The following is a 24,229-nucleotide window of genomic DNA, read 5'->3' as shown; positions in this document are numbered from 1 at the left end:
CCGAGGCGGCGTCCGGAATTAGGCCCGGAGGTCTCCCCCGGCTCAGGGATTTTCGGTCGCCGTGGAAGGGCCGGAAATGACGTCGCCGTCGCGGTGGCGCCAATAGCGGGCGCGCAGCCGCGGAGCGATCCACCAAGCCACCGGCGCTGCCAGAATGAAGCTTGCCGCGACCGCCGCGGGAACCCATGCCATTGCGTTCTGTGCGAGCGCCGGGATCGTCAGCACGGCGACGATACCGATGCCGAACAGCACGGCATTGGTCATCATGTAGACCAGCGAAGCGATACGAAACCGGTTGGACATTCGAACCTCCTGTTCGGGGGTCAATGTCCGCGATGCGTGAGTTGTTCCGACGGGAACCGAACCTGGCCTTGACGGCGTCCCGGCGATGATCGCTCACAACTTCGGTGGCGGCGGCGGTCGCCGATTCGCGTTGATTCAGCGGATGAAGCACTCGCGCTGATCTAATGACAATCCCGACCGGCTGGCGGTGCAATGCTACTGATACCTTGTTGAATTTGCGAAGTGTCACCGCTGCCATCTTCGGCTATGCTGGCCGAATTCGTCGGGGACTCCAACGCGATGTCTTGCTTACGGAAATCGCTGCTGATCGGCGCCACTTTGCTGCTTGCCGCCCCGGCGCAGGCCCAGCTCTCACCCAACCCCGGCGCGGTCAATGATTGCACATTGCTGACCGACCCGACCGCGTTGCGCCGCTGCATCGAGAAGCAGCAGGGCGTCACCACGTATTCCGAGACGCCACCGCCGCGGGGCGATGTTTCGCCGCTGCTCAAGCGCGAGCGCGACTACTATCGCAACACCAAGACCAAGAAGCCGAAGCGCAAGCGCCCCCGGCAGCCGTGACCGGCCGGACCGGCTGTCAATATGTCGCCTGCACGATGCAGCCGCGGCCGCCAGCGGCGACCGACGCACACATTTCTGCTTCCGCAGTCGGCTTCTTCGCGGGGCCGCGGCCCGGCGCAGAGCGTGGCGCGACCGGTCGCGCGGCCATGGCGGTCGGGCTCGTCGTCGCGGCGATTTTTCGTGAGACGATCGACGGCCGTGCGGGGGCGGCGTCGGTGATCCTCGACGCATCGGCGCGGTTGGCTGCCCAATCCTCGGCGCTGAAGCCGGTGATGCGCAGCACATAGTCGCGCGTCTCGGCCGGCAGCTCCGAGGTGCCGCGCAGCCACGCCGACACCCGGCCGGCGCCGGCATTGTAGGCCGCGGCGGCGAGGCCGAGATTTCCGAACTGGCGGCGCAGGTCGGCGAGATAGCGCGCCGCAGCCGGGATCGCCTTGAGCGGATCGAACGGATCGTCGAGCCCGCGCTCGGCTGCTGTGCAGGGCATGAACTGGGCGATCCCCATGGCTCCGGCGCGGCTCACCGCAAGCGTGAACATCGTGCTTTCCTGATTGAGCAACCGGGTCAGGAATGCAGGCGGCAGGCCGTGCTGCTGGGCTGCCTGCGCGATCACCGGCGCCCATGGCGCCGTCGCCGCGACGGGCGCATCGAACGACGATTCGCCAAAGCGCGCGGCCACGACCAGGCCACCGGCATCGGCGATGCGCTGTTGCGCCGTCGCCCCGCCGCAGCTCGCAACGGCCGCGACGGCGGCGAGTGCCGCAGTTGCCAGCCAGGCGAGAGTAGCGCGCGCCGCCATGATCAGCTCCGCGGTGCCCATTCCGGCGAACGGTCGACCTGCTCGGCTTCGATGCGCTCCTCCTTGGTGAGGTACGGCTTCATGAACGCCGGCTGCGGTTTGTCGCGATCGAGATAGTCGCGGATCAGCTTGGCCTCCATCACCGGATCGGCGAAGCGCCACAGCTTCTGCCGAGCGCCCTCCATGATGGTGGAGTACACGGCGAGGTCGATCGCCTGTCGCACCGCAAGCTGGGTCGGCTCGCTGCGGGTGATGCCGGCCTCGATCTGCAGCAGCTTGTCGAGCGCCACGTATTTGTAGGTGTTGCCCTGCAGCGACACCGAATACACCGTCTTGGTGGTGGTGATGCTGGTCAGCACCTCGCCGCTCTGCACCGAAGCGACGCGCAGGCCGACGGTCACCATATCCCGTCGGAACTTGGTGTCTGCACCGATGCCCAGATAGTTGGCGCCGATGCCCCCGGTCATGTAGTTGGCGTCGAAGGCGACGATGCCGCCCTCGATCAGAAGGCCGGCGAACCGCATCGGTGGCAACGGCTTGGCGCGGTCGCGGTCGAATTCCTGGCGCGTGGCCCGGACCAACTGACGCTCCTGGAGCAGGTTGTTGAGGCCGTTGCGCTCCACGACACGGAACCAGGTCCCTCCGCCGGCGCGCTTCAGCGCATCGATCGCCAATCCGGCGCCGCCCTGGGTCACGGCGCGGGAGAACACCGCAACGTTGTCATTGGGCTCGTTCTTGCCGGTAAGGTCGGGGAATTGATAGATCGCCACGTCGATCTTCTGTTGAGGCGGCGGCAACGTCTCGAGATTGACAGCGGTCGGAGACGGCGGCGTCACCACAGGCGGTTCTTCGAAGAAGGCATCGCGATGACCGGGGCGCGAGCACCCGGCCAGCAAAACCGCCACTGCGGCGAGGCCAATGATCGATCTGAAATAGCGTGTCACGCGAAATATCCTCAAACAAACTTGGCTGAACGCCGGAATACGTCCAGGTCGGATCAATGCGTCACGGTCGGCAGACTGATCTGGGTGATGGTCGAACCATCGTTGATGGTGATGTTGGTCTGACCGTCGACCTTGGCGAAGCTGATGGTCGTGCCCTGGAAGCTGAATGTGCCGCTCTGCTGGGCGTTGGCGCCGAAGATGGCCTGCGTCACCTGGTTGGCGAGCGAGGCGTAGAGCTGGCTCTGCAGTTGCTGGGCGAAAATCTGCGACTGCGTCATCTGTTGCGCCCCGCTGGTCGGAGCGGCGCGGTTGAAGTGATTGCCCGCAGTCGCCTGCTGCATCTGCCACGATCCGTTGAGCGGACTGCCGCCGAACGCCGGATTGGTCGGGGTGTAGACCAGACTGCCCGCGTCCGCTTCTGCCGCGCCGACACACAGCGCCAAGGCGGTGAGAATGCCCACGTATCTCATCGATGACCTCCCATTTGCACGATCACGGCCCCGCCATTGTTGCCGATCTGGCTGAGGCCATAGCTGAGATTGCTGCCGATCTGGGTGCTGCTGTAGGCGTTGCGGTTGCCGGTGACGTCGATCCTGGCGCTGTTGTTGTCGCCGATCTGGCTGTTGTGCAGCACGTTCTGATTGCCGTTCACGGCGAAGCTGGACTCATTGCCGGAGCCGAGCTGCGACTGCAGCGTCACGTTCAACGAGCCGCGCACGTCTGACGTCACGGAGTTGGCGTTGCCGGTCTGGCTGACAATCGCGGTGTTGTGGCCGCCGCTCGGCAACGCACCGTCGGCGACCGGTCCCTGCAGCGTCCGGCTCACCAGATAGCCGGAGAAATCAGTGTAGAGATCGGCCGGCTGCGCAGATGCCATACCGGCCAGCGCGACGAGACCAAGCATCGCCCCAGCTACCCGAGGCACGGCTGCTCGCATCGACGGGTTCATTTGACAGTCTCCGGATCGAGATTGCATTGGATGGTGACGCTGCCGAACGACACGTCCAGTCTGGCGGCATATCGGTTGGCGCTGCTGTAATCGAGCACGACATTGCCGACGGTCACGCGTTGCTCGGCGATGGCGGTGAACGCGCCTGCCTGCTTGATGCGGGAGGTACCGGCGGCGCCGGCCTTGTCGACGGCCAGCTTGTAGCTGCCGGCACCGTCGCGTACCGCAGTGATCACCCCCTGCAAGGTGACGTGGCCGCCGCTGACCGCAGCCTCGACCTCGCACTGGACGACCGGCGGGACTTGATCCACAGCCATTCGACTCTCCGCGACGCGAACACCGGAAGATCGGCGACCGGACATGTCCGGTCGCTCCACTTCCAGGAGGAAAGCGAGGCGCGAACGCCCCGCTTTCAGGGCTTCAGCCGGGCACTAGTGCTGCTTGATGCTGGCGTAGTTGCCGGTGCCGGTCTGATTGAGGTTCGAGTAATTACCCGCGCCAGTTTGGGCGACAACAATCGTGTTCGTTGCGCCGCTCTGGACGTAGTAGCTCGCGTGGAGCGAACCGCCCTGCGTGACGCTCGCGGAATTGCCATCGCCACCAGACTGCTGGCCGCTGCTGTACAGGCCGAAGCCACTCTGCTCGACGACCGCAGTGTTCTGCGAACCCACCGTCCCAGCACCGTTCTGAATGTTGACAATGTAGTTGGTTGCGCCGCCGCTGTTGGTCTGCGTATACGTCAGCTTGCTGTACGATCCAAACTGACTATTGTTGACATTATTATTGTTGTTAGTCTGCGAACCAGCGATCGAATTGTTGGTGCCGCCCTGGTTGTTGAAAACGAAGTTCACGTCGCCCGTCTGTGTTCCATTTGCGGTGTTGTTGCTGCCGCTCTGGTTGGACACGTACGAGTTACCGTTACCCTTCTGCTTAATCGGAGTATCCGAGCCGTAGATTCCCCCGGTGATGCCGATGGTGTTCCCGACGCCCGACTGATTGGAACTGAAGACATTGCCGGCGCCCTCCTGCCAGGCATTGGCCCCGAGCAGATCGCCATTCTGGTAGATTCCGAGCGAATTCGAATCGCCACCACCCTGAACGGCAACGGCATAATTCAGGCCGGCACTGTTCTGCGAAATCGTGGCAACGTTGTAGTTGCCACCGAACGGCATTTGGACGCTTGTCGCCCCGTCGGTCTCGGCGGCACCAAGGCCCTGGCGGACGTAGGCCATAGCCCATTTGCCGGTCTGCGTGACCGACGTGTTGTTGCTCGTATTGCCCTGCTTGATGCTGAAGACGTTGTTCTCGCCGTTCTGGACGACGGACACCTTGCTGCCGACCGACGAGGAATCCTGAACAATCTTGTTGAACACACCCGAGTCATTGGTCCAGTTCCAGCCGGCCGGCACGGAACCGTTGTTGGTACCGAACTGCTGCAATTCGACATCGCTGCTGACGCCAGCCTGCGCAATATCGGCTGAGTTACCGGCGCCGGACTGGATGCCCTTGGTGTCGCGACCGACGCTGTTGCCGGTGCCGGTCTGCGAGACTGTGAGAACGTTGTTGCCCGCAAGGCCACCGTTGTTCTGCTCGAAGCCAGACCAACCATTATAGGTGCCGACAGAGTTACCCGAATTGAATTGCTCGATCGCGGCGTGTTGACTGGCGTCATACTGGTTCAGAATCACCACGTTGCTATCCGCCAACGCAGCACTCGCAGTCAGCGTCAGAACGCTCACCGTTGCAAAGAATAGATTACGCCTCATCGACAAATACTCCCCTGTTGAAAGATCAATGCCGTACTTCCATCGGGTCTGCTGCCGGATGGAATATCGCGTTATTAGGAGGAGTCCAAAGCTTAGACAATGATTAAGTTGTATCATTATGATGCACTCACGGTTTTTACGCTGTACACTCGATGAGTGATCTATACACTTTCAAGTAATTGAATAGTCATCCCGAAATAGAACAGTATAATCACCACCCTCAAAAGCGATTAGCTGCTGCATGATAAGTAATAAGCGTTCATACGCGGAGGGCGTAGCAAGATCGGACTCGCGTCTTCGGAAATTCCAGACTAGAAAACAACTACACGCCCAACCGTGGGTGGTAACAAGATGTTCCTTTTGATCTATGCGGCAGCATTGGCCTGGAGCGTGGTCGGCGCGGCTCATGCACAGTCTTCACAGCCGGCCCGGGCGCCCGCCGCCGCCCCCGCCCCCCAGCGACCGGCCGGCGCGGCGCCGGCGACCGCCGATTCGCCGAAATGTCCGGAGGCGTGCGTCCGCGCCAACAACGAGAGAGCCTCGGCGATCTGCGCCCGCAAGATCGAGGCGCAGGCACCGGGTGACTTCGAATGGATCAGCAGGCCGTTCGCCGGCATTTTCCAGCAGGCCGATCCATCCAAGCCGGACAACGCGATCGTCAACTATCGCGGCGACTCGATCCGCTTCCTGTCGCCGCAGAAGGAGTGGGTGCGGGTGTCGTATGAATGCGCGTTCGACGCCGAGCGCGGCATCGTGGCCGGCGTCCGCGTCCGGCCCGGCCGGCTCGATCAGCCGGTGGCGCTGCAGCCTCCGCCGGGGCCCAACGGCCAGCCGCAACAGACCGGCCCGGTGAAGGCCGGGCCGTTGGCCGATGCCATCCTGAAGGCCGCCAAGCAGCGCGGCGCCCAGCCACAGAAGCCGCCGCCCCCGCCCAAGGTCGGCGAGCCGAGCCCGATCGACTTCACCCAGATCGATTCCCGTCGCGGCGCCTGGTGAGTCCCAGGCCGGCGCAGCGAAGCCCAAAACCTCGCACCGGCGGCGACCGCGTCACGATGATGCTGAACGATGCTGCTGAATGTGAAGGGATCGGGAAAAGGCGGCAATTCGCCGAAAATCTTGGTCGGAGTGGCAGGATTCGAACCTGCGACCCCTGCGTCCCGAACGCAGTGCTCTACCGGGCTGAGCCACACTCCGACAAGAGGCCCGGCTTATAGCGTCCGCCTTCCGGCTTCGCAAGCGTTCCAATGGGGATAATGAGAGGATTTTTATCCAACCGCCGCCCTCCGGTCAGGGGCGGCGGTCGCGCGCGTGAAAGCTCAGCCCCGAACGGGCGTGAAGCCGTAAAGACGGTAGGCGTTTTCGGTGAAGACGCGGTCGCGCGCGGCCGCATCGGGCACCCAGTCGGCGAGCAGGTCGAGCAGCTCGCCGACATTCATCATGTGCGTCCAGGTCGCGACGTGCGGCCAGTCGCTGCCCCAGACGCAACGATCGGGCGCCGTCTCGTGAAGGAGTCGGGCGAACGGAATGGTGTCGAGGTAAGGAAATCCCGCGACCGTGTTCCGATAGGCCCCCGACAGCTTCACCCAGGCGCCGTCGCGCACCAGCGACACCAGCGTCTGGAAGCCGGGATCGTCGATCCCCCGCGACACCGGGAAATGCCCCCAGTGATCGACGATAAACGGCACCGGCAGATCCCCGAGCTGCGGCGCCAGCGGCACCAGATCCTTGGCGTCGATCAGGAACTGCAGATGCCAGCCGAGCTCCTTGGCCATCGCCGCATATTCGCCGACGCGTTCGAACCCGATGCCGCCGCCATACAGGATGTTCAGGCGGAGCCCGACGACGCCGGCATCCTTGAGCGCCGCCAGCTCCTTGTCCGGCAGCCCGAGCGGGATCACCGCAATGCCCTTCAGCCGCTCGCGGTGGGCCTGCAGCGTTTCCAGCATCAGGCGATTGTCGGTGCCGTGCACGCTGACCTGCACCAGCACGCCATAGGTCATGCCGGTGGCATCGAGCATTGCCAGATACGACTCCGGCGTTGCGGCGGGCGGCGTGTAGCTGCGGCCGTCGACGAACGGATAAGTCGGCGGCAGCCCGATGACGTGGGCGTGAGTATCGACCGCACCGGGCGGGACGACGTAACGCGTCGGCCGGCGCGGTGCCGGATCCGGCCCCGGGCACGCCGGAGCCGGAACCTTGGATCGATCAGCCTTACTCATCGGCGCTCAGCACCCTGCCGCGGGTCTCCGGCAGCGCATAGGCGGCGGCGAAGAACAACACGTAGGCGAACACCGCGAACAGGCAGATCGCGTTGGCGAGCGTGGTGACCTGCGACAGATAGCCGACCAGGAACGGAAACAGCGCGCCGACGCCGCGGCCGAAATTGTAGCAGAAGCCCTGCCCCGAGCCGCGCAGGCTGGTCGGGAACAGTTCGGTCAGGAACGCGCCCATGCCCGAGAAGTAGCCCGAGGCGAAGAAGCCGAGCGGGAAACCGAGCACCCAGAGCATTTCGTTGGATAGCGGAAGCTGCGTATAGGCCAGCACCACCACCATCGCGCCCAGCGAGAACGTCAGGAACAGGCTGCGGCGGCCGAACCGATCGGCGAACCAGGCCCCGACCAGATAGCCGACGAACGAACCGATAATCAGCGTCGCCAGATAGCCGGTCGAGCCGACGATCGACAGCTTGCGCTCGGTGGTCAGGAAGCGCGGCACCCAGAAGGTGATCGCGTAGTAACCGCCCTGGCAGCCGGTCGCGACCAGCGAGGCCAGGATGGTGGTCTTGAGGATGCGGCCCTGGAAGATCGCCAGGATCGAGCGGCTGCCGCCCGCTGCGCTGACCTTGGCGCGGGCTTCCACCGCGACCTGCGGCTCCTTCACATAGGCGCGCAGATAAAGCACCAGCAGCGCCGGCAGCGCGCCGATCGCGAACATCCAGCGCCACGCCTGATCGGCCGGCAGCAGCGAGAACAGCGCAGCCTGCGCCAGCACCGCCATGCCCCAGCCGACCGCCCAGCCCGACTGCACCGAGCCGACCGCACGGCCGCGATACTGCGGACGAATCGTCTCGCCGATCAGCACGGCACCGGCCGCCCATTCGCCGCCGAAGCCGAAGCCGAGCAGCGCGCGCAGGATCAGCAGCTGTTCGAAGTTCTGCGCGAACGCGCACAGCAGCGAGAACAGCGAGAACCAGATGATGGTGAGCTGCAGCGTGCGGACACGGCCGATCCGGTCCGCGAGATAACCGGCGGCCCAGCCGCCGACCGCTGACGCCAGCAGCGTCACGGTGCCGGCAAGACCGGCCGATCCGGCATCGACGCTCCACAGCGCGATGATCGTTCCGATCACCAGCGGGTAGATCATGAAGTCCATGCCGTCGAGCGCCCAGCCTGTGGCGCAGGCCCAGAACGTGCGCTTCTCGGTGACGGTCATGTCTTTGTAAAAGCCGGTCAGACTGGTGTCCGTGATCGGCGCGACCGTGCTTGTAGATGTCGTCGTACTCATACCTGTCCTCCCTCGCTCGCCTTCGTCGGGCGATCGCTCACGGCGACAGATTTCTCAATCAGGAGGACGCGTCTGCCGGAAAATTATCAGGGAGCCGCGGCGTCCGCGGTTCCTTGTCGAAAAATTACTCGCGGCCGCACTGCAGCCGGCGATACCGCGCCGGGCTTTCGCCGGTCACCTGACGGAACGCGACGCCGAAATGCGATTGCGACGAGAAGCCGACGCCGAGTGCGATCTCGACGATCGGCAGGTCCGACGTCTCCAGCAGCCGGCGGGCGGCGGCGACGCGCTGCTCCACCACGAAGCGATGCGGCGTCATTCCGGTGGAGCGTTTGAAACTGCGAATGAAACAGGACGGGCTCATGCCCGCGACCTCGGCCATCGCCGCCAGCGTGATCGGAGCGCCGAGATCGGAACGGACGAATTCGGCGATCCGGTCGCGCACCGGAGCTTCCAGCGGCACGGACGGCTCGGCGAGCCCACTACGCGGCGCCGAATAACGATCCGTCAGATGCAGCGCCAGCGTATAGGCCAGTTGCTCGGCGAGCAGCGCATTCGGCCGGTCACCGCTGTCGCTGGCCTCGACCAGGCGCTTGGCCGAGGCTTCCAGCAGCGGATCGTCGACGTCCCACGCAGTGTCGCGCAAGCTGATCGGATCTGCGGACCCAAGCGAAGCCCCGACTTCCTTGAGCAGCGGCTCACCGAGATACAGCAGCAGCAGCTTGCCCCACTGGGTGTCCGGAATCGCATCCACCACCACACGCCGGCCCGGCTGGCCAATACGGAACCGCCCCGAGCGCACCGGCGCATCGCGGCGGACCTTGCCGTTTTCCATCAGAACATGGCGGCGGACGTCGTACAGCGTGATCGCGACGGTGGGCACCGGCAGTTCGCCGAACTCGTAAATATGCGGCCCCGTCACCTCGCTCACGGCCGCGGCAAATCCCGTGGTCGACCACAGATCGATCAAGGCCGATTGCCTTCGGCCGGTGACGCGTTCGGCATGAAGGAGGGGATTGAGCTGCATCGGAAGGGGCGCCTGTTTGAACGAACTATCCTCACTCCATATTCCGGCGGCTTGCAAGCCCCGGGCCCGCGCCCCGCCTAACCTGCGATTTCAACGGGGTTTTTCGCGTGCGGGGCGGCCGGATTCGCGGTTTGCGCGAGCCCGCGCCCAACAGACGCCTCGTAGCTCCCGCGTGCATGCAGCGCAGCGCCTCGACTTTGCTACTTCGCATCCGCACGAATTGCGATATGAAACCCGAAATGATGCTCGACCTGATCACCAAGACGCTGACCGCGACCGATGCGGACGAAGCTGCGCGGGCGCTGCGCGGCGGCGGACTGGTCGCGTTCCCAACCGAGACGGTGTACGGGCTCGGTGCCGATGCGGCCAATGCCAAAGCGGTGGCGCGGCTGTACGCCGCCAAGGGCCGGCCGTCGTTCAACCCGTTGATCGCACACGTCGCCAGCCTCGAAGCCGCACGGACGATCGCGCGGTTCGATGCCGCCGCGCTGCGCCTCGCCGAAGCGTTCTGGCCGGGACCGCTGACGCTGGTGCTGCCAAAGGCGACGAACTGCTCCGTGTGCGATCTCGCCACCGCCGGCCTCGACAGCGTCGCGCTCCGGGTGCCGTCGCATCCGGTGGCACAGGCCCTGCTCCGCGCCTTCGGCGGCCCGGTGGTGGCGCCGTCCGCCAACAGGTCCGGCCACGTCTCGCCGACCACCGCAGCGCACGTCGCCGCCGATCTGGGCGGCCGGATCGATGTGATCGTCGATGGCGGGCCAGTGATGGTCGGGGTCGAATCGACGATCGTCGGTTGCCTCGGTGCGCCAGTGTTGCTGCGGCCGGGGGGCGTGCCGCGCGAGGCGATCGAGCGTGTGCTCGGTCACAAGCTGGGCGCGCCAGCCGCAACTAACATCACCGACGATCACGCGCCTCTCGCTCCAGGCATGCTCGCGTCGCACTACGCGCCGCGCGCAACGGTGCGGCTGAATGCGGCCGAGGTAAAGCCGGGCGAAGCGCTGCTGGCGTTCGGCTCCGAACTGCCGCCAGGTGTCGAGACGGCCGTCGCCGTACACAACCTGTCGCCGCGCGGCGATCTCGCCGAAGCCGCGGCGCAATTGTTCGGCGCGCTGCGCGCGCTCGACGAGCGCGGCGCGCGCGGCATCGCGGTGATGTCGATCCCGCAACACGGCCTCGGCGAAGCGATCAACGATCGCCTGCGCCGCGCAGCGGCGCCGCGCCCATGAATCACGAACAAGCCTATCGCGACGTCGTTGCGGGCGAAACGAATCGATCCAAACGCGTCTGAGACGCGTTCGGATCGGCTCGCTTCGCTCCTCGCAACGACAGGGAAGAGGAAACATCATGAACATCGTCAGCCCGCTCTCGCCCGCCTCTCTCTCGCCCGAACTGATCGCGCGCTTCACCGCGATCGTCGGCGACAAGCACGCGCTGACCGATCCCCTCGAGCTCGAAGCCTACATCACAGAGGAGCGCAATCTGTATCGCGGCCACTCGCCGCTGGTGCTGCGTCCCGGCTCCACCGACGAAGTGGTTGCCATCTGCAAGCTGGCGAACGAGGCGTGCGTCGCGCTGGTGCCGCAAGGCGGCAACACCGGCCTGGTCGGCGGGCAGACGCCGCACAATGGCGAGGTGGTGATTTCGCTGAAGCGGATGGACAAGATCCGCGAAGTCGATACCTCGTCGAACACCATGACGGTCGAAGCCGGCGCCATCCTGCAGCGGGTGCAGGAGAAGGCCGCGGAGGTCGACCGGCTGTTTCCGCTGTCGCTCGGCGCGCAGGGAAGCTGCACCATCGGCGGCAATCTCTCCACCAATGCCGGCGGCACCGCGGCGCTGGCCTACGGCCTCGCACGCGACATGGCGCTCGGCGTCGAAGTGGTGCTCGCCGACGGCCGGGTGCTGAACCTGCTGTCCAAGCTGAAGAAGGACAACACCGGCTACGATCTGCGCAATCTGTTCATCGGCGCCGAAGGCACGCTCGGCATCATCACCGCGGTGACGCTGAAGCTGTTTCCAAAGCCGCGCGCGGTCGAGACCGCGTTCGTCGGACTGCAATCGCCGGACGATGCGCTGAAGCTGCTCGGCATCGCGCAAGCCGAATCCGCCGGCAATCTGACCAGCTTCGAACTGATCGCCGAGACGCCGCTCGATTTCTCGGTGCGCCACGCCAACAACCGCGACCCGCTCGAGGCGCGCTATCCGTGGTACGTGCTGATCGAACTGTCGTCGCCGCGCGACCACGCCCGCGCCGCGCTGGAGTCCATACTCGAGCGCGGCTTCGAAGACGGCATCGTCGTAGATGCGGCGATCGCAAGTTCGGTGCAGCAGCAGCAGGCGTTCTGGAAACTGCGCGAGGAGATCTCGCCGGCGCAGAAGCCGGAGGGCGGCTCGATCAAGCACGACATCTCGGTCCCGGTCGCCGCCGTGCCGCAGTTCATCGAACAGGCCAACGCCGCCGTGGTCGCCCTGATCCCGGGTGCGCGGCCGGTGCCGTTCGGCCATCTCGGCGACGGCAACATCCACTACAACGTCAGCCAGCCGGTCGGCGCCGACAAGGCCGGGTTCCTGGCGCGCTGGCACGACGTCAACAAGGTGGTGTTCGAGGTGGTGCTGCGGCTCGGCGGCTCGATCTCGGCGGAGCACGGCATCGGCGTGATGAAGCGCGACGAGCTTGCCGAGGTGAAGGACAAGACCGCGATCGAACTGATGCGGTCGATCAAGACGCTGCTCGACCCGCACGGCATCATGAATCCCGGCAAGGTGGTGTAGGTCTCTCCACCGTCATTGCGAGGAGCGAAGCGACGACGCAATCCAGCGCTCAGTGCTCGGCGCTGCTGGATTGCTTCGCTTCGCTCGCAATGACGTTTTGATCACCGTCAGAACAACGAGCCCTGCCCGCTGTCATCCGCCGAGATCTTGGGCCGTGCCGCGCGCTTCGGTGGCGCCGGCTTGACGGCAGGCGGCTGCGCCGGCGCCATTTCCTCCGCGGTGATCGGCAGGATCAGTTGCGGATTGTCGTTGGCGGTGCGGTTGACCGCGGTCGAGACCGGGTGCCAGACGAACTCGCCTTCCCCCGGCGGCCGCAGCAGGGTCATCACCGCGTCGAGGTCGGTTTCATCGCTCTCCAGCCAGCGCGCGAAATGATGCGGGGCGATCGCCACCGGGACGCGGTCGTGCAGCTCGGCGAGGCCGCCGCGCGCCGCGGTGGTGACGATCGCCACGGTGTCGAGCTCCTCGCCGTTCGGCCCGGTCCAGGTCTCCCACAGCGCCGCGAACCCGACCGGCCCGCAGGCCGCCGGATGGATGAAATACGGCTGCTTGCGGGCTCCCCCGGCCTTCCACTCGTAGTAGCCATCGGCCGGCACCAGGCAGCGCCGGCGCCTGAACGCATTGCGGAACGCCGGCTTGTCCTGGACGGTTTCAGCGCGGGCGTTGATCAGCAGCGAAAACGTCCGCGGATCCTTCACCCAGGATGGGATCAGCCCCCAGCGCATCAGCCGGAACCGGCGGGCGCCCTGGTCGACGATCACCACGGGAATCGGCTGGGTCGGGGCGATGTTGTAGCGTGACGGAAAATTAGGCTGATCGGCGTAGCCAAAGAGCTGTCGGATAGCGGCGGGAGCCGAGGTGATCACGAAGCGTCCGCACATGCTGTCAGGACCCGGTGGCGTGTTCAGTGCTTGTTAACTTCGGTAAACAAAAATGCCGCCGATGGCGTCGAGTGAATCTACAGCAGCGCAAGGCGGGACCGCCCGATACGACGAGGCGCGCGCTACTCAGCTTGCTTCCGCCAATATCAACCCGAAGACGGGCCTCGCGACCGACTATCTGAATCATTTCAACGAAGCCGTGATGCTGCTCGAAATGATTCCGGACATGCCGGAGTGCTCGGAAGACTTCCTGTCGTGGCATCCCCTCTCCTACGCGGAACATTTCAGGGCGTCGAACTTCAAGGCGCGCGATCTGGCGATCGAAGCCTATGACATGGCCGATCCGGGCATAAGATCGGATTTCGACGACATCACCAACAACATGACGGCGATCCTCACCGCGGTCGGCGAGGCGATGCGCCAGGCGTCGCAGGACGGCACCCGGGCCAAGCTGGCCGAGAGCGCGGTCGGCTGGATCAAGCCGCTGATCGGCCGCGCCGGCGGCATCATCAACGGCCAGGGCAGCGAGGCCGACGTCGATTACATCATGGCGCATTGATCGCCGTGACCGAGGCCGCACCGGCGCAGCCGCGCCATCCGCAACTCGCAGTCAGCGCCGCGATCTTCCGCGACGACCGGTTCCTGCTGGTGCGCCGAGCGCGGACGCCGGCCAAGGGTCTGTATTCGTTGCCGGGTGGCCGGGTCGAGTTCGGAGAAACACTGGAACAGGCGGTGGTACGGGAGGTCGCCGAGGAAACCGGCTTGTCGATCGAGATCGTCGGCTTCGCCGGCCGGCGCGAAGTGCTGCCCTCCCCGGTCGGTGCAGCCGGGCACTACGTGATCATGGTGTTCGCAGCGCGCTGGGCGGCCGGCGAGCCGCAGCTCAATGACGAACTCGACGACGCCCGATGGATCGGCCCAGACGAACTGGCCGCCTTTTCGACCACCGAGGGGCTGGCAGAGCTGGTTGCGGGCGCTCGGGCGATGGTCGGAACCTGACCGCCCGGCATGCATCGCCTTCTTGCTGCAACCTCTGAAACGGCCTATCAGGCCGGCCATGCTGAAGCGTTCCCTCGCCGTGCTGACGATCCTGGCCTGCTGCGGGCTCGCCCCGGCGCGCGCCCAGGACGGTGCGGCGCCGTTCGACGCCGAATTGCAGCGACTCGCTGAAATTCTCGGGACGTTGCATTATCTGCGCCCAATTTGCGGCGGCAATGACGGGCCGAAGTGGCGCAACGAGATGCAGGCTCTGATCGATGCCGAAACCCCATCCGGGGAACGTCGCACCCGGCTGATCGCCGCTTTCAACCGGGGCTATAACGGGTTCCAGCAGACCTACCGGACCTGCACACCGGCCGCCACCGTGGCGATTCGGAGGTATTTGGAGGAGGGATCGAAGCTGTCGCGCGATCTCACCGCGCGATACGCGAACTGACCGGCCTTGCGGCTGCGGGTTTATCCCAGCCCGTTAACCTTTCCTAAAGAACTGCCTAGGCGTTCGGCAGCCGCATGCTAACACTAGCCCATTGCGCTTCGCGGTGGAGCGCGCCGAGACTGCTGAAGTTCATGAGCCTGACGACTTTCCCCATCGACTGCGACGTTCCATCCGACCGCGATCAGAAGCAAACGGCGCTCAGCTATCTCAGCGAGGCATGGGCCGAGGCCCTGCACGACGGGGTCGACGGCGATTGCCTGGCGCAAGCCAGCCTGTTCACCGCTTTTGCGGAGCTGGTCGCCACCTACGGTGAAGACGCCGTCGCCAAGTTCGTCGAAGGCCTGCCCGGCCGTGTGCTCAACGGCGAATTTTCGATCGGCCTGGCCAAGCAATAGCGGGATCGGACGGCGTCGCCGGTTCAGGTACGGGCGAACGCCTGCAGCCCCTTGAAGGTCAGCCGCTTCGGATCGCGCACGCCGGCGAGATAGAAACGCCGGATGGATTCGGCCACCACTGCACGATCATAACCGGTCAATGCGACGATCGCTTCGACCGCGGTCTTTTGAGCTTCCATCTGGAATCCCCTCTCGGCGTATCGGTCAATCGACGACCCCGGCGATCGTGCGACGCGAAATGCTGCGCCTGTTGCGTTGCTTTCCCGTTAACCATCGGTGCTGCCGCGCTCCTCGCGCGGGCCGAATCGTTCTGGCGCGATCATCGCGGATGATGACCGCATTGGGGATACGCAAAATACCCCACCGGAGTTCCACGGAGGCACGGACAAAACGACTCGGCGCGCAGGCTGTTGGCACGGCACATTCAGTGCAGCTCAGCGGACTCGGCTTGGGCATTCCGGCCAATGCCCCGGTCGCGGAGGTGCTGCGCCTGATTGTGAGCGCCTATGGCTTCAGCGTCTCCAGAAACCGCACCGGCTCGCCGGTCGACGGCGTCGTCAGTTCGCCCTGCCACATCACTTTGGCGCCGCGCACGAAGGTGCCGACCGGCCAGCCGGTGACACGCACGCCGTCATACGGCGTCCAGCCGGCACGCGAGGCGACCCAGTCGTTGGTGATGGTCTCGCTGCGCTTGAGATCCACCACCGTGAAATCGGCGTCGAAGCCGGCGGCGATGCGGCCCTTGCAGGCGATGCCGAACAGCCGCGCCGGGCCGGCGCTGGTGAGATCGACGAAGCGCGCCAGTGACAGCCGGCCGGCATTGACGTGATCCAGCATCGTCGGCACCAGCGTCTGCACGCCGGTCATGCCCGAGGGCGAGGCCGGATAGGTCTTTGCCTTTTCCTCCAGCGTATGCGGCGCGTGGTCGGAGCCGAGCACGTCGACGACGCCCTGCGCCAGCCCGTGCCAGATGCCGTCGCGGTGCCAGGCGTCACGCACCGGCGGATTCATCTGCGCCTTGGTGCCGAGCCGCTGGTAGCACTCCGGCGCTACCAGCGTCAGATGGTGCGGCGTGACTTCGACCGACGCCACGTCCTTGTGCTCGCGTAGAAACTCCATCTCCTGCCGGGTCGAGACGTGCAACACGTGGATGCGCTTGCCGGTCTGGCGCGCGATTGCCACCAGCCGCTGCGTCGCCTGCAGGGCAGCGACGTCGTCGCGCCACACCGGATGCGAGCGCGGATCGCCCTCGATGCGCTCACCCTTACGGTCGTTGAGCCGGTACTCGTCCTCGGCGTGGAACGCGGCACGGCGCTGGATTACCGACAGGATGCGCTTGAGGCTCGGATCGTCCTCGACCAGCAAACTTCCAGTCGACGAGCCGATGAACACCTTGACGCCGCAGCAGCCACGGGCGCGCTCGAGCTTAGGCAGTTCCTCGACATTGTCGCGGGTGCCGCCGATGAAGAACGCGAAGTCGCAATGCATGCGGTGCTCGGCGCGCTTCACTTTGTCGGTGAAGGTCTCTTCGGTGATCGTCAGCGGATTGGTGTTCGGCATTTCGAACACCGCGGTGACGCCGCCCATCACGGCGCTGCGCGAGCCGGTTTCGAGGTCTTCCTTGTGGGTCAGCCCGGGCTCGCGGAAATGCACCTGGGTGTCGATCACGCCCGGCAGCACGTGCAGGCCGCGGCAATCGATCGTCTCGCCGGCCTTTTCGGCGTCGAGCAAGCCCAGTGCAGCAACGCGGCCGTCCTTGATGCCGATGTCACCGACGCCCTCGCCGTCCTGGTTGACGATGGTGCCGCCCTTCAGAATGGTGTCGAATGTGCCGGTCATGACGTCCTCGGGTGCCCGTTTTGGAGCGAAGCGGCGCGAGTCTTGCAAAGCCTTGTTGACCAGCGCCCGGCCGCCTAACTTGGGATGTCTTAGTCGGCCGGACCGCTAACGCAAGGATGTTTCCGGCCGGCGTCACGAGAGAAATCAATGCAGGCAGCCTTCCTCTCCGACCGTGGCGTTCTCAAGATCAGCGGGCCCGACGCACGGCATCTGCTGAACGGCCTGGTCACCACCGATCTCACCAAGCTCGCCCCCGGGGCCGGCCGATTCGGCGCTCTGCTGACGCCGCAGGGCAAGATCGTCGCCGATTTCCTGATCACCGAGCTGCCGGCCGAGGACGACGGCGGCTTCCTGCTGGATTGTCCGAAACCGCTCACCGAGGCGCTGGCCACCAAGCTGAAATTCTACAAGCTGCGCGCCAAGGTGCTGATCGAGAACCTGTCGGACCGGCTCGGCGTGCTGGCGCTGTGGGGCGGCGAACCGCCGCAACCGCCCGAGATGGGATTCCGCGATCCGCGCGGCGAACAGCTCGGCTGGCGCATCCTGGTGCCGGAAATCCTCGCCACCGCGACCGCCGAAGCGCTCGGCGCGACGATGGCGACGGCCAGCGCCTACGAGGCACATCGGATCGGCTGCGGCGTCCCGGCCGGCGGCCTCGACTTCGGCTATGCGGACGCGTTTCCGCACGAAGCCAATATGGACCGGCTGCACGGCGTCGATTTCAACAAAGGCTGCTACATCGGCCAGGAAGTGGTGTCGCGGATGCACCATCGCGGCACCGCGCGGACCCGGATCGTGCGCGTCACCTTCGACGGCGCAGCGCCGCAGCCGGGCAGCGAGATCACCGCCGGCGACAAGAGCGTCGGCACCATGGGATCGTCGGCGACCGGCCGCGGGTTGGCGCTGCTGCGCATCGACCGCGTCGCCGAGGCGCGCGAAGCGTCGGTACCGCTCGTTGCGGGCGGCGTCCCGCTGCTGATCGCCGCCCCGAACGAGCTGACCCCGACGCAACGGAAAACCGGCACATGAGCCGCGGACCTCGCGTTGGTGCCGATGGACTGATGCGCTGCCCGTGGCCGGGCGACGATCCGCTTTACGTCACGTATCACGACACCGAATGGGGCGTGCCGGAATACGACGACCGCGCACTGTACGAGAAGCTGATCCTCGACGGCTTCCAGGCCGGGCTGTCGTGGATCACGATCCTGCGCAAGCGCGACAATTTCCGCCGCGCCTTCGACGATTTCGATCCGGCCAAGATTGCACGCTACGACGCCGACAAGGTGGCTGCGCTGATGAACGATGTCGGCATCGTCCGCAATCGCGCCAAGATCGAAGGCGCGATCGGCAGCGCCAAAGCGTGGTTGAAGATTCAGGAAGACGGCCCGGGCTTTTCGAAGCTGCTGTGGGACTTCGTCGGCGGCGCGCCGATGGTCAACAGCTTCAAGACCACCGCGGGCGTGCCGGCGTCGACGCCGCTGTCGGTGAAGATCTCCAAGGATCTGGCGGGACGCGGCTTCAAATTCGTCGGGCCGACGATCGTTTACGCGTTCATGCAGGCGGTCGGGATGGTCAACGACCATCTGGTCGATTGCCACTGCCACACCACCTGCGGCGCGATGAAGAAACCGGCGCGGCGCAAGACTTCGCCGCGCCGCTGACCGCGCCCTGCGCGTTCGGCCGGCTGCTTCACCTCGCCAGATGGTTCGCCAGCGCGATGTAAAGCGGGATGCCGACGATGAGGTTGAACGGGAAGGTGATGCCGAGCGACAGCGTCAGCGCGATCGCCGGATTGGCGCGCGGCAGCGCCAGCCGCATCGCCGCCGGCGCCGCGATGTAGGACGCCGACGCCGTCAGCGTGATCAGCACCGCGGCGCTGCCGCTGGACAGACCGAGGGCCATCGCCACGACGCTGGCCATCGCTGCACCGATCAGCGGCATCACCAGACCGAACGCCGTGGTGGCGGGTGACAGGTCGCGCCAGCCGCGGGCCAGCCAGCGGCCGGCGACCAGGCCGAGATCGAGCAGGAACAGACAGAGCAGCCCGGGGAACAGATCACCGACGAAGGGCTTCAGCATCGTCATGCCGGCGTTGCCGCTGATGGCGCCGATCACGAAGGCCCCGACCAGCATCACGATCGAGCCGTGCAGCGCGATCTCCCGAAACACGCTGCGTTCGGAGGACGCTTGGTCGCCGCTGCGGCTGTGCGCGATCATCAGCGCAGTTAAGATCGCCGGCGTTTCCATCGCCGCCGCGACCGCCACCAGCCAGCCGTCGAACGGGATCGACAGTTGGGTGAGCGCGCCGGTGACGGCGAGAAACGTCACCGCCGAGATCGACCCGTAATGGCCGGCGACCGCGGCGGCGTCGACCGGCTCCAGGCCGCAGATCCGGCGCAGGATGATGTAGGCGATGATCGGCACGGTGGCGGACAGCAGCACGCCGGCCACCATCGTCAGCACCAGGAGAGAGCTGAAACCGTGATGCGCGACCTCGGCGCCGCCGCGGAAGCCGATCGACATCAACAGATACAATGCCAGGAACTTGGTGATCTGCTCGGGCAGGCCGAGATCGGAGCGTAGCAACGCCGCGATCAGGCCGAGGCCGAAGAACAGCACCATCGGCGACAGCAGGTTGGTAGAAGCGAGGTCGAAGATTTGCACGCGTCGGTCCCTTTCAACTTCGCCCGGCTCGCGGCCGGAGCGGTGACGTCGGGGTTCCGTAAGGCGGCGGCTATGATTTTTGAAATTGATAATGTAAAACCGTTACATTGCAGAAATTGATGATGATCGGATGCCCCGCCGCCTGACCAATCTCGATCTCGACCTCGCCCGCACCTTCGTCGCCATCGCGGCGATGGGCAATTTCACGCGCGCCGCGCAATCGCTGCGACTGCAGCAGTCGACGGTGTCGCTGCAGATGCAGCGTCTCGAAGACGCGCTCGGCCAAAGCCTGATGCAGCGCAGTCCGCAGGGCGTGCGGCTGACCGCCGAAGGCGAGATCTTCCTCGGCTATGCGCGGCGCATGCTCGAGCTCAACGACGAAGTGGTGGCCCGCGTGCTCGAGCCGCAGATGCGCGGCGTGGTCCGGCTCGGCACGCCCGAGGATTTCGCCACCCGCCATCTCCCGGACGTGTTGGCGCGGTTCGCCCATGCCTATCCGGCGGTGGCGCTGGAGGTGACCTGCGACCTCACGCTCCATCTCATCGATAAGTTTGGCAAAGGCGCGTTCGACCTCGCGCTGGTCAAGCGCGAACGCACGGGCAACGGCGGCGGCATCCGCGTCTGGCGCGAACCGCTGGTCTGGGTCACGGTCGATCGCCGGGCGATCGATACCGGTCGGCCGCTGCCGCTCGTGGTGTCGCCGACGCCGTGCGTCTATCGCAAGCGCGCCGTCGACGCGCTCGACCGCGCCCGGCGGCCGTGGCGGATCGCCTATACGTGCGGTTCGCTCGCCGGTTCGCTTGCCGCCGTCAAGGCCGGCCTCGGCGTCACGGTATTGCCCAAGGACATGGTACCGGCCGACCTCGACACGATCGACGGCGCGCCGCTGCCGGACCTGAAAGACACCGAGATCGCGCTGTTGCACGCACCCGATCTGTCGCCGCCGGCGCAGCGGCTGAGCGAACACATCGTGCGCTGCCTCGGCTGACGGCGTAAGAAGCGGCGACCGAAACGCCACCTGCAACAAGGAAACCATGACGAGTTCGCCACCCGCAACGCGCGCAGCCTCCAGTCGCGTCTGGCAGCGGATGCTGTCTGGCCGAAGGCTCGATCTGCTCGACCCCTCGCCGCTCGACGTCGAATTCGCCGACATCGCCCACGGCCTCGCCCGGGTAGCCCGGTGGAACGGCCAGACCAGCGGCGCGCATATTTTCTCGGTAGCGCAGCACACCCTGCTGGTCGAGGCGGTGATGCGCGAGAAGAACCCGAGGATCGACGCCAGGCTGCGGCTTGCCGCGCTGCTGCACGACGCCCCGGAATATGTGATCGGCGACATGATCTCACCGTTCAAGGCGGTGATCGGCGAATCCTACAAGCGGGTGGAAAAGCGCCTGCTCGGCGCGATCCACATCCGGTTCGGCCTGCCGGCGGTTCTCGACGAGGCGATCGAACGCCAGATCAAGGCCGCCGACCGCGGCTCTGCCTACCTCGAAGCGACCCACCTCGCCGGTTTCACCAAAACCGAGGCCAAGCGGCTGTTCGGCAGCGATCCAGGCCTGCCGGACGCGATGGTCGAGGACTATCTGACGCCCTGGCCGGCCGGAAAGGCCGAAAAGCGATTGCTGGCCCGGTTCGAGAGCCTGCAGGATTGAGCCTCCGTCATCGCGCTTTCACCGCCCACGGCGCAGGATTAAGATCGCGCCAACCTCGGAAAGGCTCATGATTCACGTCTGCTCACTCGCAGCCCTGCATCCGACCGTCGCGGCGACCGAGGCCAGCCATGTGCTCTCGGTATTGGCCAATGTCGGCCAGGTGCAGCGCCCGGCCACCGTGCTGGAGGCCAACCATCTGCGCATCGAGATGGACGACATCACCGAGGTGATGGACGGCTTCAACGCGCCGAATCTCGACCACATCAGCCGGGTGCTGGATTTCGTCCGGAGCTGGGACCGTTCGGCCCCGCTGGTGGTGCATTGCTACGCCGGCATCAGCCGCTCCACCGCCAGCGCGTTCGCGGCCGCCTGCGCGCTCAATCCGCACCGCGACGAGGTGACGATCGCCCGCCAGATCCGCTTGGCCTCGCCCTGCGCGTCGCCGAACAGGTTGATCGTGGCACTGGCCGATCGGGCGCTCGGGCGGCAGGGGCGGATGTTGCGCGCCCTCGAGGCGATCGGGCCCGGCGATCTCAGCATCGAGGGCGTGCCGTTCCGCGTCGATCTCGAATGAGCCTGCCGTCCGAGATGAACGACAAGGCGACCGTCCCGATCGAGATCGGCCTGACCGCGGCGATCGTCGCGATCGAGGCCAACGAGCCGATGATCCTGACCGCGTCGGGCGACGGTGGCGGCAGCCTCGCCGGCCTTCCCTATGGCCCGTTCGACGCCATCACCCACCGCACTCTCGAAATCGGGCTGCGCGCCTGGGTGGAGGAGCAGACCGGGCTGCGGCTCGGCTATGTCGAGCAGCTCTACACCTTCGGCGACCGCGGCCGTCACGCGCGGCTCGGCGACACCGAGGTCCACGTCGCCTCGATCGGCTATCTGGCGCTGACACGCGCGGCCGACAACGCCGCGCGCGCGGCCGGCGCGACCTTCGAGCCGTGGTATCGCTTCTTCCCGTGGGAAGACTGGCGCGAGCAGCAGCCCGCGATCATCGCGCGCGACATCATCCCCGAGCTCACCGCCTGGGCCGCCCAGGCCGAGGAGCCGGATACGGCGCGGGCGCTGGCGCGGCGGGATCGGGTGCGGCTGTTCTTCGGCATGGATGGCGCGCCCTGGGACGAGGAGCGCGTGCTCGACCGCTACGAGCTGCTTTACGAGGCCGGGCTGATCGAGGAGGCCCGCCGCGACGGTCGCCCGGCGGCGCTGTCGCGCAGCAAGATGCCGACGCTCGGCGTCGCGATGCGGTTCGACCACCGCCGCATCCTCGCCACCGCGATCGCGCGGCTGCGCGCCAAGCTGAAATACCGCCCGGTGGTGTTCGAACTTCTCCCGCCCGAGTTCACACTCACCGAATTGCAGCACACCGTCGAGGCGATCTCCGGCCGGCATCTGCACAAGCAGAATTTCCGCCGCCTGGTGGAAACCGGCGCGCTGGTCGAACCGACCGGCGAGATGTCGACACGAACCGGCGGGCGCCCCGCCGCGCTGTTCCGCTTCCGCCGCGAGGTGCTGCAGGAACGCCCCGCCCCCGGCCTGCGCGTGCGCGGCCGGCGGTGAGCACAGCCCAGAATAGAGCTGGACGCCGAACACAATTTATTATGAGATATTTCGCCGATGTGAGCCGTTCATTGGGCACTGGGCCGCAGGAATGCCTGAATCATGGAGCGCGGATGATTTTTCTCCGCCGTCTAAACGAACCAGTAAACCGCTCGACTTTTGGGATCCGGAGGATCCCCGTGCGGTTAGAATTATTGATGCAGTTTTCGAAACTGATGAAACAGACCGCAGTCTCCTTGTAGAAGCAACGACGGACCAGTCTCGGGACAACAGTCACCAATTCACGGCGCGATGGTCAGACTATGATGACCCTGTGCCCGAGCATCTTTCTTCAACTCCGGCCGCAGTCAAATCGGAACCGTGGCACGACTACGTTCCTATCGGCGCATATGACCCGTTCGCCCAAGAAGCCCCTTTTGTTATCGAGTGGCCTCAGAATGCTAGAGAGAGTGTCGCGACGAAATGCGCCAATGCAGCGCTAGCCCTTGCGGGCGTCACTGAACGAGAAAGACGACGCCTATTTCGACGCTTTGTTGAACTCTTTACAGATTACCCACATCCCTCAAGCTATTTGGCGATTACGAACCTGATCCGACAAGAAGGTGCGTCACCCGACGACCTACTAGCTGCTTACGACCTAAAACAAGCGTGGATTGACAACCCACTATTCTCTCTTGTTCTCCAGAAGGGAGGCCACGTCACCCTAACCAACGATCGAGACAACCAGCTTTACTGGAAACTGGCCTTTCGGCTCATCATTCAGACACGTGGAACGCCTCCTGAGACGATAATCGACCCATCTTGGGTCGACGAGTGGCTCGATCTGCCCCATGGAGACCCTCTTCGGTTTCGCTTCCTCGACTACGCCTGCGCACGTTTGGAAGCATTCGGGAATGGAGCGTTAGGCGAACCGCCAACCCATCGGCGACGAGGCAATCATCTGGAAGCTTATCCAGCAGGTCGCCTATATCCGCGATTCCGATACGAACGAGACTCGCTCAAAGACATCGCGATAGTGGACGGATATCGACTTGCCAACAATTTCTCAAGAACAGCTTTGTTGGCGGGGATTTACGTCAATCCAATCGGGCACTACGCCTCCGCCTTGAAAACCAACGACAGCAATACTAGCGAGTTTAAAGAAGCCTATGACTGAATTGATACCTATCATT

Annotated in this window: 29 protein-coding genes and 1 tRNA gene; 15 read left to right on the top strand and 15 right to left on the bottom strand. The window is 65.3% G+C overall.

The window, feature by feature from the left end; all coding sequences use genetic code 11:
• Positions 1-42 precede the first annotated feature (42 nt).
• Entirely contained in the window at positions 43-303 is a 261-nt protein-coding gene (locus FLL57_RS01725) for a hypothetical protein (RefSeq protein ID WP_013501036.1), read from the bottom strand.
• Between the two features lie 279 nt (positions 304-582).
• Between FLL57_RS01725 and FLL57_RS01720 the strand changes: the two genes are divergently transcribed.
• Entirely contained in the window at positions 583-864 is a 282-nt protein-coding gene (locus tag FLL57_RS01720) for a hypothetical protein (protein ID WP_142881966.1), read from the top strand.
• A gap of 16 nt (positions 865-880) precedes the next feature.
• On the opposite strand, the gene FLL57_RS01715 is transcribed toward FLL57_RS01720, so the two are convergent.
• From FLL57_RS01715 to FLL57_RS01690, 6 genes are all read right to left on the bottom strand, one after another.
• A complete protein-coding gene (locus FLL57_RS01715) occupies positions 881-1,663 on the bottom strand; it encodes a transglycosylase SLT domain-containing protein (protein ID WP_142881965.1) in 783 nt (260 codons plus the stop codon).
• A gap of 2 nt (positions 1,664-1,665) precedes the next feature.
• Complete coding sequence (locus tag FLL57_RS01710) at positions 1,666-2,607, bottom strand: CsgG/HfaB family protein (protein WP_013501033.1); 942 nt, start codon at positions 2,605-2,607, stop codon at positions 1,666-1,668.
• A gap of 53 nt (positions 2,608-2,660) precedes the next feature.
• Positions 2,661-3,077, bottom strand: coding sequence for a curli production assembly/transport component CsgF (locus FLL57_RS01705; protein WP_047310007.1), 417 nt, complete (start codon positions 3,075-3,077; stop codon positions 2,661-2,663).
• A complete protein-coding gene (locus tag FLL57_RS01700; protein ID WP_234713421.1) occupies positions 3,074-3,511 on the bottom strand; it encodes a curlin subunit CsgB in 438 nt (145 codons plus the stop codon). Before FLL57_RS01700 ends, FLL57_RS01705 begins: the two co-directional genes overlap by 4 nt.
• A gap of 41 nt (positions 3,512-3,552) precedes the next feature.
• Positions 3,553-3,873 carry a curli-like amyloid fiber formation chaperone CsgH gene (gene csgH, locus FLL57_RS01695; protein ID WP_013501030.1) on the bottom strand — a complete coding sequence of 107 codons (321 nt, stop codon included), beginning with the start codon at positions 3,871-3,873 and terminating at the stop codon, positions 3,553-3,555.
• A gap of 114 nt (positions 3,874-3,987) precedes the next feature.
• Positions 3,988-5,247, bottom strand: coding sequence for a curlin (locus FLL57_RS01690; RefSeq protein WP_235677193.1), 1,260 nt, complete (start codon positions 5,245-5,247; stop codon positions 3,988-3,990).
• Positions 5,248-5,673: 426 nt separating this feature from the next.
• Between FLL57_RS01690 and FLL57_RS01685 the strand changes: the two genes are divergently transcribed.
• Positions 5,674-6,318 carry a hypothetical protein gene (locus tag FLL57_RS01685; RefSeq protein ID WP_142881963.1) on the top strand — a complete coding sequence of 215 codons (645 nt, stop codon included), beginning with the start codon at positions 5,674-5,676 and terminating at the stop codon, positions 6,316-6,318.
• Positions 6,319-6,439: 121 nt separating this feature from the next.
• On the opposite strand, the gene FLL57_RS01680 is transcribed toward FLL57_RS01685, so the two are convergent.
• From FLL57_RS01680 to FLL57_RS01665, 4 genes are all read right to left on the bottom strand, one after another.
• A tRNA-Pro gene (locus tag FLL57_RS01680) sits at positions 6,440-6,516 on the bottom strand.
• 122 nt (positions 6,517-6,638) lie between these two features.
• Entirely contained in the window at positions 6,639-7,541 is a 903-nt protein-coding gene (locus FLL57_RS01675; RefSeq protein WP_142881962.1) for an amidohydrolase family protein, read from the bottom strand.
• Positions 7,534-8,826: an MFS transporter gene (locus FLL57_RS01670; protein ID WP_142881961.1), complete on the bottom strand. Its 1,293-nt coding sequence runs from the start codon at positions 8,824-8,826 to the stop codon at positions 7,534-7,536. Before FLL57_RS01670 ends, FLL57_RS01675 begins: the two co-directional genes overlap by 8 nt.
• Before the next feature lie 124 nt (positions 8,827-8,950).
• Positions 8,951-9,853, bottom strand: coding sequence for a helix-turn-helix domain-containing protein (locus FLL57_RS01665; RefSeq protein WP_142881960.1), 903 nt, complete (start codon positions 9,851-9,853; stop codon positions 8,951-8,953).
• A 227-nt stretch (positions 9,854-10,080) separates the two neighbouring features.
• Between FLL57_RS01665 and FLL57_RS01660 the strand changes: the two genes are divergently transcribed.
• Both FLL57_RS01660 and FLL57_RS01655 read left to right on the top strand, forming a co-directional pair.
• Positions 10,081-11,079, top strand: a complete 999-nt coding sequence (locus FLL57_RS01660) for an L-threonylcarbamoyladenylate synthase (protein WP_235677192.1) — start codon at positions 10,081-10,083, stop codon at positions 11,077-11,079.
• 118 nt (positions 11,080-11,197) lie between these two features.
• Complete coding sequence (locus FLL57_RS01655) at positions 11,198-12,625, top strand: FAD-binding oxidoreductase (protein ID WP_142881959.1); 1,428 nt, start codon at positions 11,198-11,200, stop codon at positions 12,623-12,625.
• Positions 12,626-12,732: 107 nt separating this feature from the next.
• Here FLL57_RS01655 and FLL57_RS01650 read toward each other — a convergent pair whose 3' ends face one another.
• Entirely contained in the window at positions 12,733-13,506 is a 774-nt protein-coding gene (locus FLL57_RS01650) for an SOS response-associated peptidase (protein ID WP_142881958.1), read from the bottom strand.
• A gap of 61 nt (positions 13,507-13,567) precedes the next feature.
• Here FLL57_RS01650 and FLL57_RS01645 point away from each other — a divergent pair, with 61 nt between their 5' ends.
• From FLL57_RS01645 to FLL57_RS01630, 4 genes are all read left to right on the top strand, one after another.
• Positions 13,568-14,065, top strand: a complete 498-nt coding sequence (locus FLL57_RS01645; RefSeq protein WP_235677191.1) for a hypothetical protein — start codon at positions 13,568-13,570, stop codon at positions 14,063-14,065.
• Positions 14,062-14,505, top strand: coding sequence for an NUDIX hydrolase (locus FLL57_RS01640; protein ID WP_142881956.1), 444 nt, complete (start codon positions 14,062-14,064; stop codon positions 14,503-14,505). The genes FLL57_RS01645 and FLL57_RS01640 overlap by 4 nt, the downstream gene beginning before the upstream one ends.
• Positions 14,506-14,563: 58 nt before the next feature.
• Positions 14,564-14,941 (top strand): TIGR02301 family protein, encoded by a 378-nt coding sequence (locus FLL57_RS01635; protein ID WP_013501019.1) that lies wholly within the window; start codon positions 14,564-14,566, stop codon positions 14,939-14,941.
• 131 nt (positions 14,942-15,072) lie between these two features.
• Complete coding sequence (locus FLL57_RS01630; RefSeq protein WP_013501018.1) at positions 15,073-15,336, top strand: hypothetical protein; 264 nt, start codon at positions 15,073-15,075, stop codon at positions 15,334-15,336.
• A 23-nt stretch (positions 15,337-15,359) separates the two neighbouring features.
• Here the strand turns inward: FLL57_RS01630 and FLL57_RS23235 are convergent, their stop codons facing one another.
• Together FLL57_RS23235 and FLL57_RS01625 are read right to left on the bottom strand one after the other, a co-directional pair.
• Entirely contained in the window at positions 15,360-15,515 is a 156-nt protein-coding gene (locus tag FLL57_RS23235) for a hypothetical protein (RefSeq protein ID WP_013501017.1), read from the bottom strand.
• A gap of 325 nt (positions 15,516-15,840) precedes the next feature.
• Entirely contained in the window at positions 15,841-17,175 is a 1,335-nt protein-coding gene (locus FLL57_RS01625; RefSeq protein ID WP_013501016.1) for a dihydroorotase, read from the bottom strand.
• Positions 17,176-17,322: 147 nt separating this feature from the next.
• On the opposite strand from FLL57_RS01625, the gene FLL57_RS01620 reads away from it, so the two are divergent.
• Positions 17,323-18,204 (top strand): YgfZ/GcvT domain-containing protein, encoded by an 882-nt coding sequence (locus tag FLL57_RS01620; protein WP_047309525.1) that lies wholly within the window; start codon positions 17,323-17,325, stop codon positions 18,202-18,204.
• Positions 18,201-18,836, top strand: coding sequence for a DNA-3-methyladenine glycosylase I (locus FLL57_RS01615; protein WP_142881955.1), 636 nt, complete (start codon positions 18,201-18,203; stop codon positions 18,834-18,836). The genes FLL57_RS01620 and FLL57_RS01615 overlap by 4 nt, the downstream gene beginning before the upstream one ends.
• A 28-nt stretch (positions 18,837-18,864) precedes the next feature.
• Here the strand turns inward: FLL57_RS01615 and FLL57_RS01610 are convergent, their stop codons facing one another.
• Positions 18,865-19,839, bottom strand: a complete 975-nt coding sequence (locus FLL57_RS01610; protein WP_142881954.1) for a sodium-dependent bicarbonate transport family permease — start codon at positions 19,837-19,839, stop codon at positions 18,865-18,867.
• Positions 19,840-19,969: 130 nt separating this feature from the next.
• On the opposite strand from FLL57_RS01610, the gene FLL57_RS01605 reads away from it, so the two are divergent.
• The 5 genes from FLL57_RS01605 to FLL57_RS01585 all read left to right on the top strand — a co-directional run bounded on the left by FLL57_RS01605 (position 19,970) and on the right by FLL57_RS01585 (position 24,213).
• On the top strand, positions 19,970-20,827 hold the full coding sequence (locus FLL57_RS01605) for a LysR substrate-binding domain-containing protein (protein ID WP_047309527.1): 858 nt from the start codon (positions 19,970-19,972) through the stop codon (positions 20,825-20,827).
• Between the two features lie 46 nt (positions 20,828-20,873).
• Entirely contained in the window at positions 20,874-21,491 is a 618-nt protein-coding gene (locus FLL57_RS01600; RefSeq protein WP_047309528.1) for a YfbR-like 5'-deoxynucleotidase, read from the top strand.
• Positions 21,492-21,558: 67 nt separating this feature from the next.
• The gene (locus FLL57_RS01595; protein WP_142881953.1) at positions 21,559-22,065 is read left to right on the top strand and encodes a tyrosine phosphatase family protein; all 507 of its coding nucleotides are present in this window, start codon (positions 21,559-21,561) and stop codon (positions 22,063-22,065) included.
• The gene (locus FLL57_RS01590) at positions 22,062-23,057 is read left to right on the top strand and encodes an NUDIX hydrolase (protein WP_080964228.1); all 996 of its coding nucleotides are present in this window, start codon (positions 22,062-22,064) and stop codon (positions 23,055-23,057) included. Before FLL57_RS01595 ends, FLL57_RS01590 begins: the two co-directional genes overlap by 4 nt.
• Before the next feature lie 91 nt (positions 23,058-23,148).
• Positions 23,149-24,213 carry a hypothetical protein gene (locus tag FLL57_RS01585; protein WP_142881952.1) on the top strand — a complete coding sequence of 355 codons (1,065 nt, stop codon included), beginning with the start codon at positions 23,149-23,151 and terminating at the stop codon, positions 24,211-24,213.
• Positions 24,214-24,229 lie beyond the last annotated feature (16 nt).

It is taken from the genome of Rhodopseudomonas palustris (genome assembly GCF_007005445.1).
Classification (GTDB): Bacteria; Pseudomonadota; Alphaproteobacteria; order Rhizobiales; family Xanthobacteraceae; genus Rhodopseudomonas; species Rhodopseudomonas palustris_G.
This window is presented reverse-complemented; position numbering and strand designations above follow the sequence as displayed.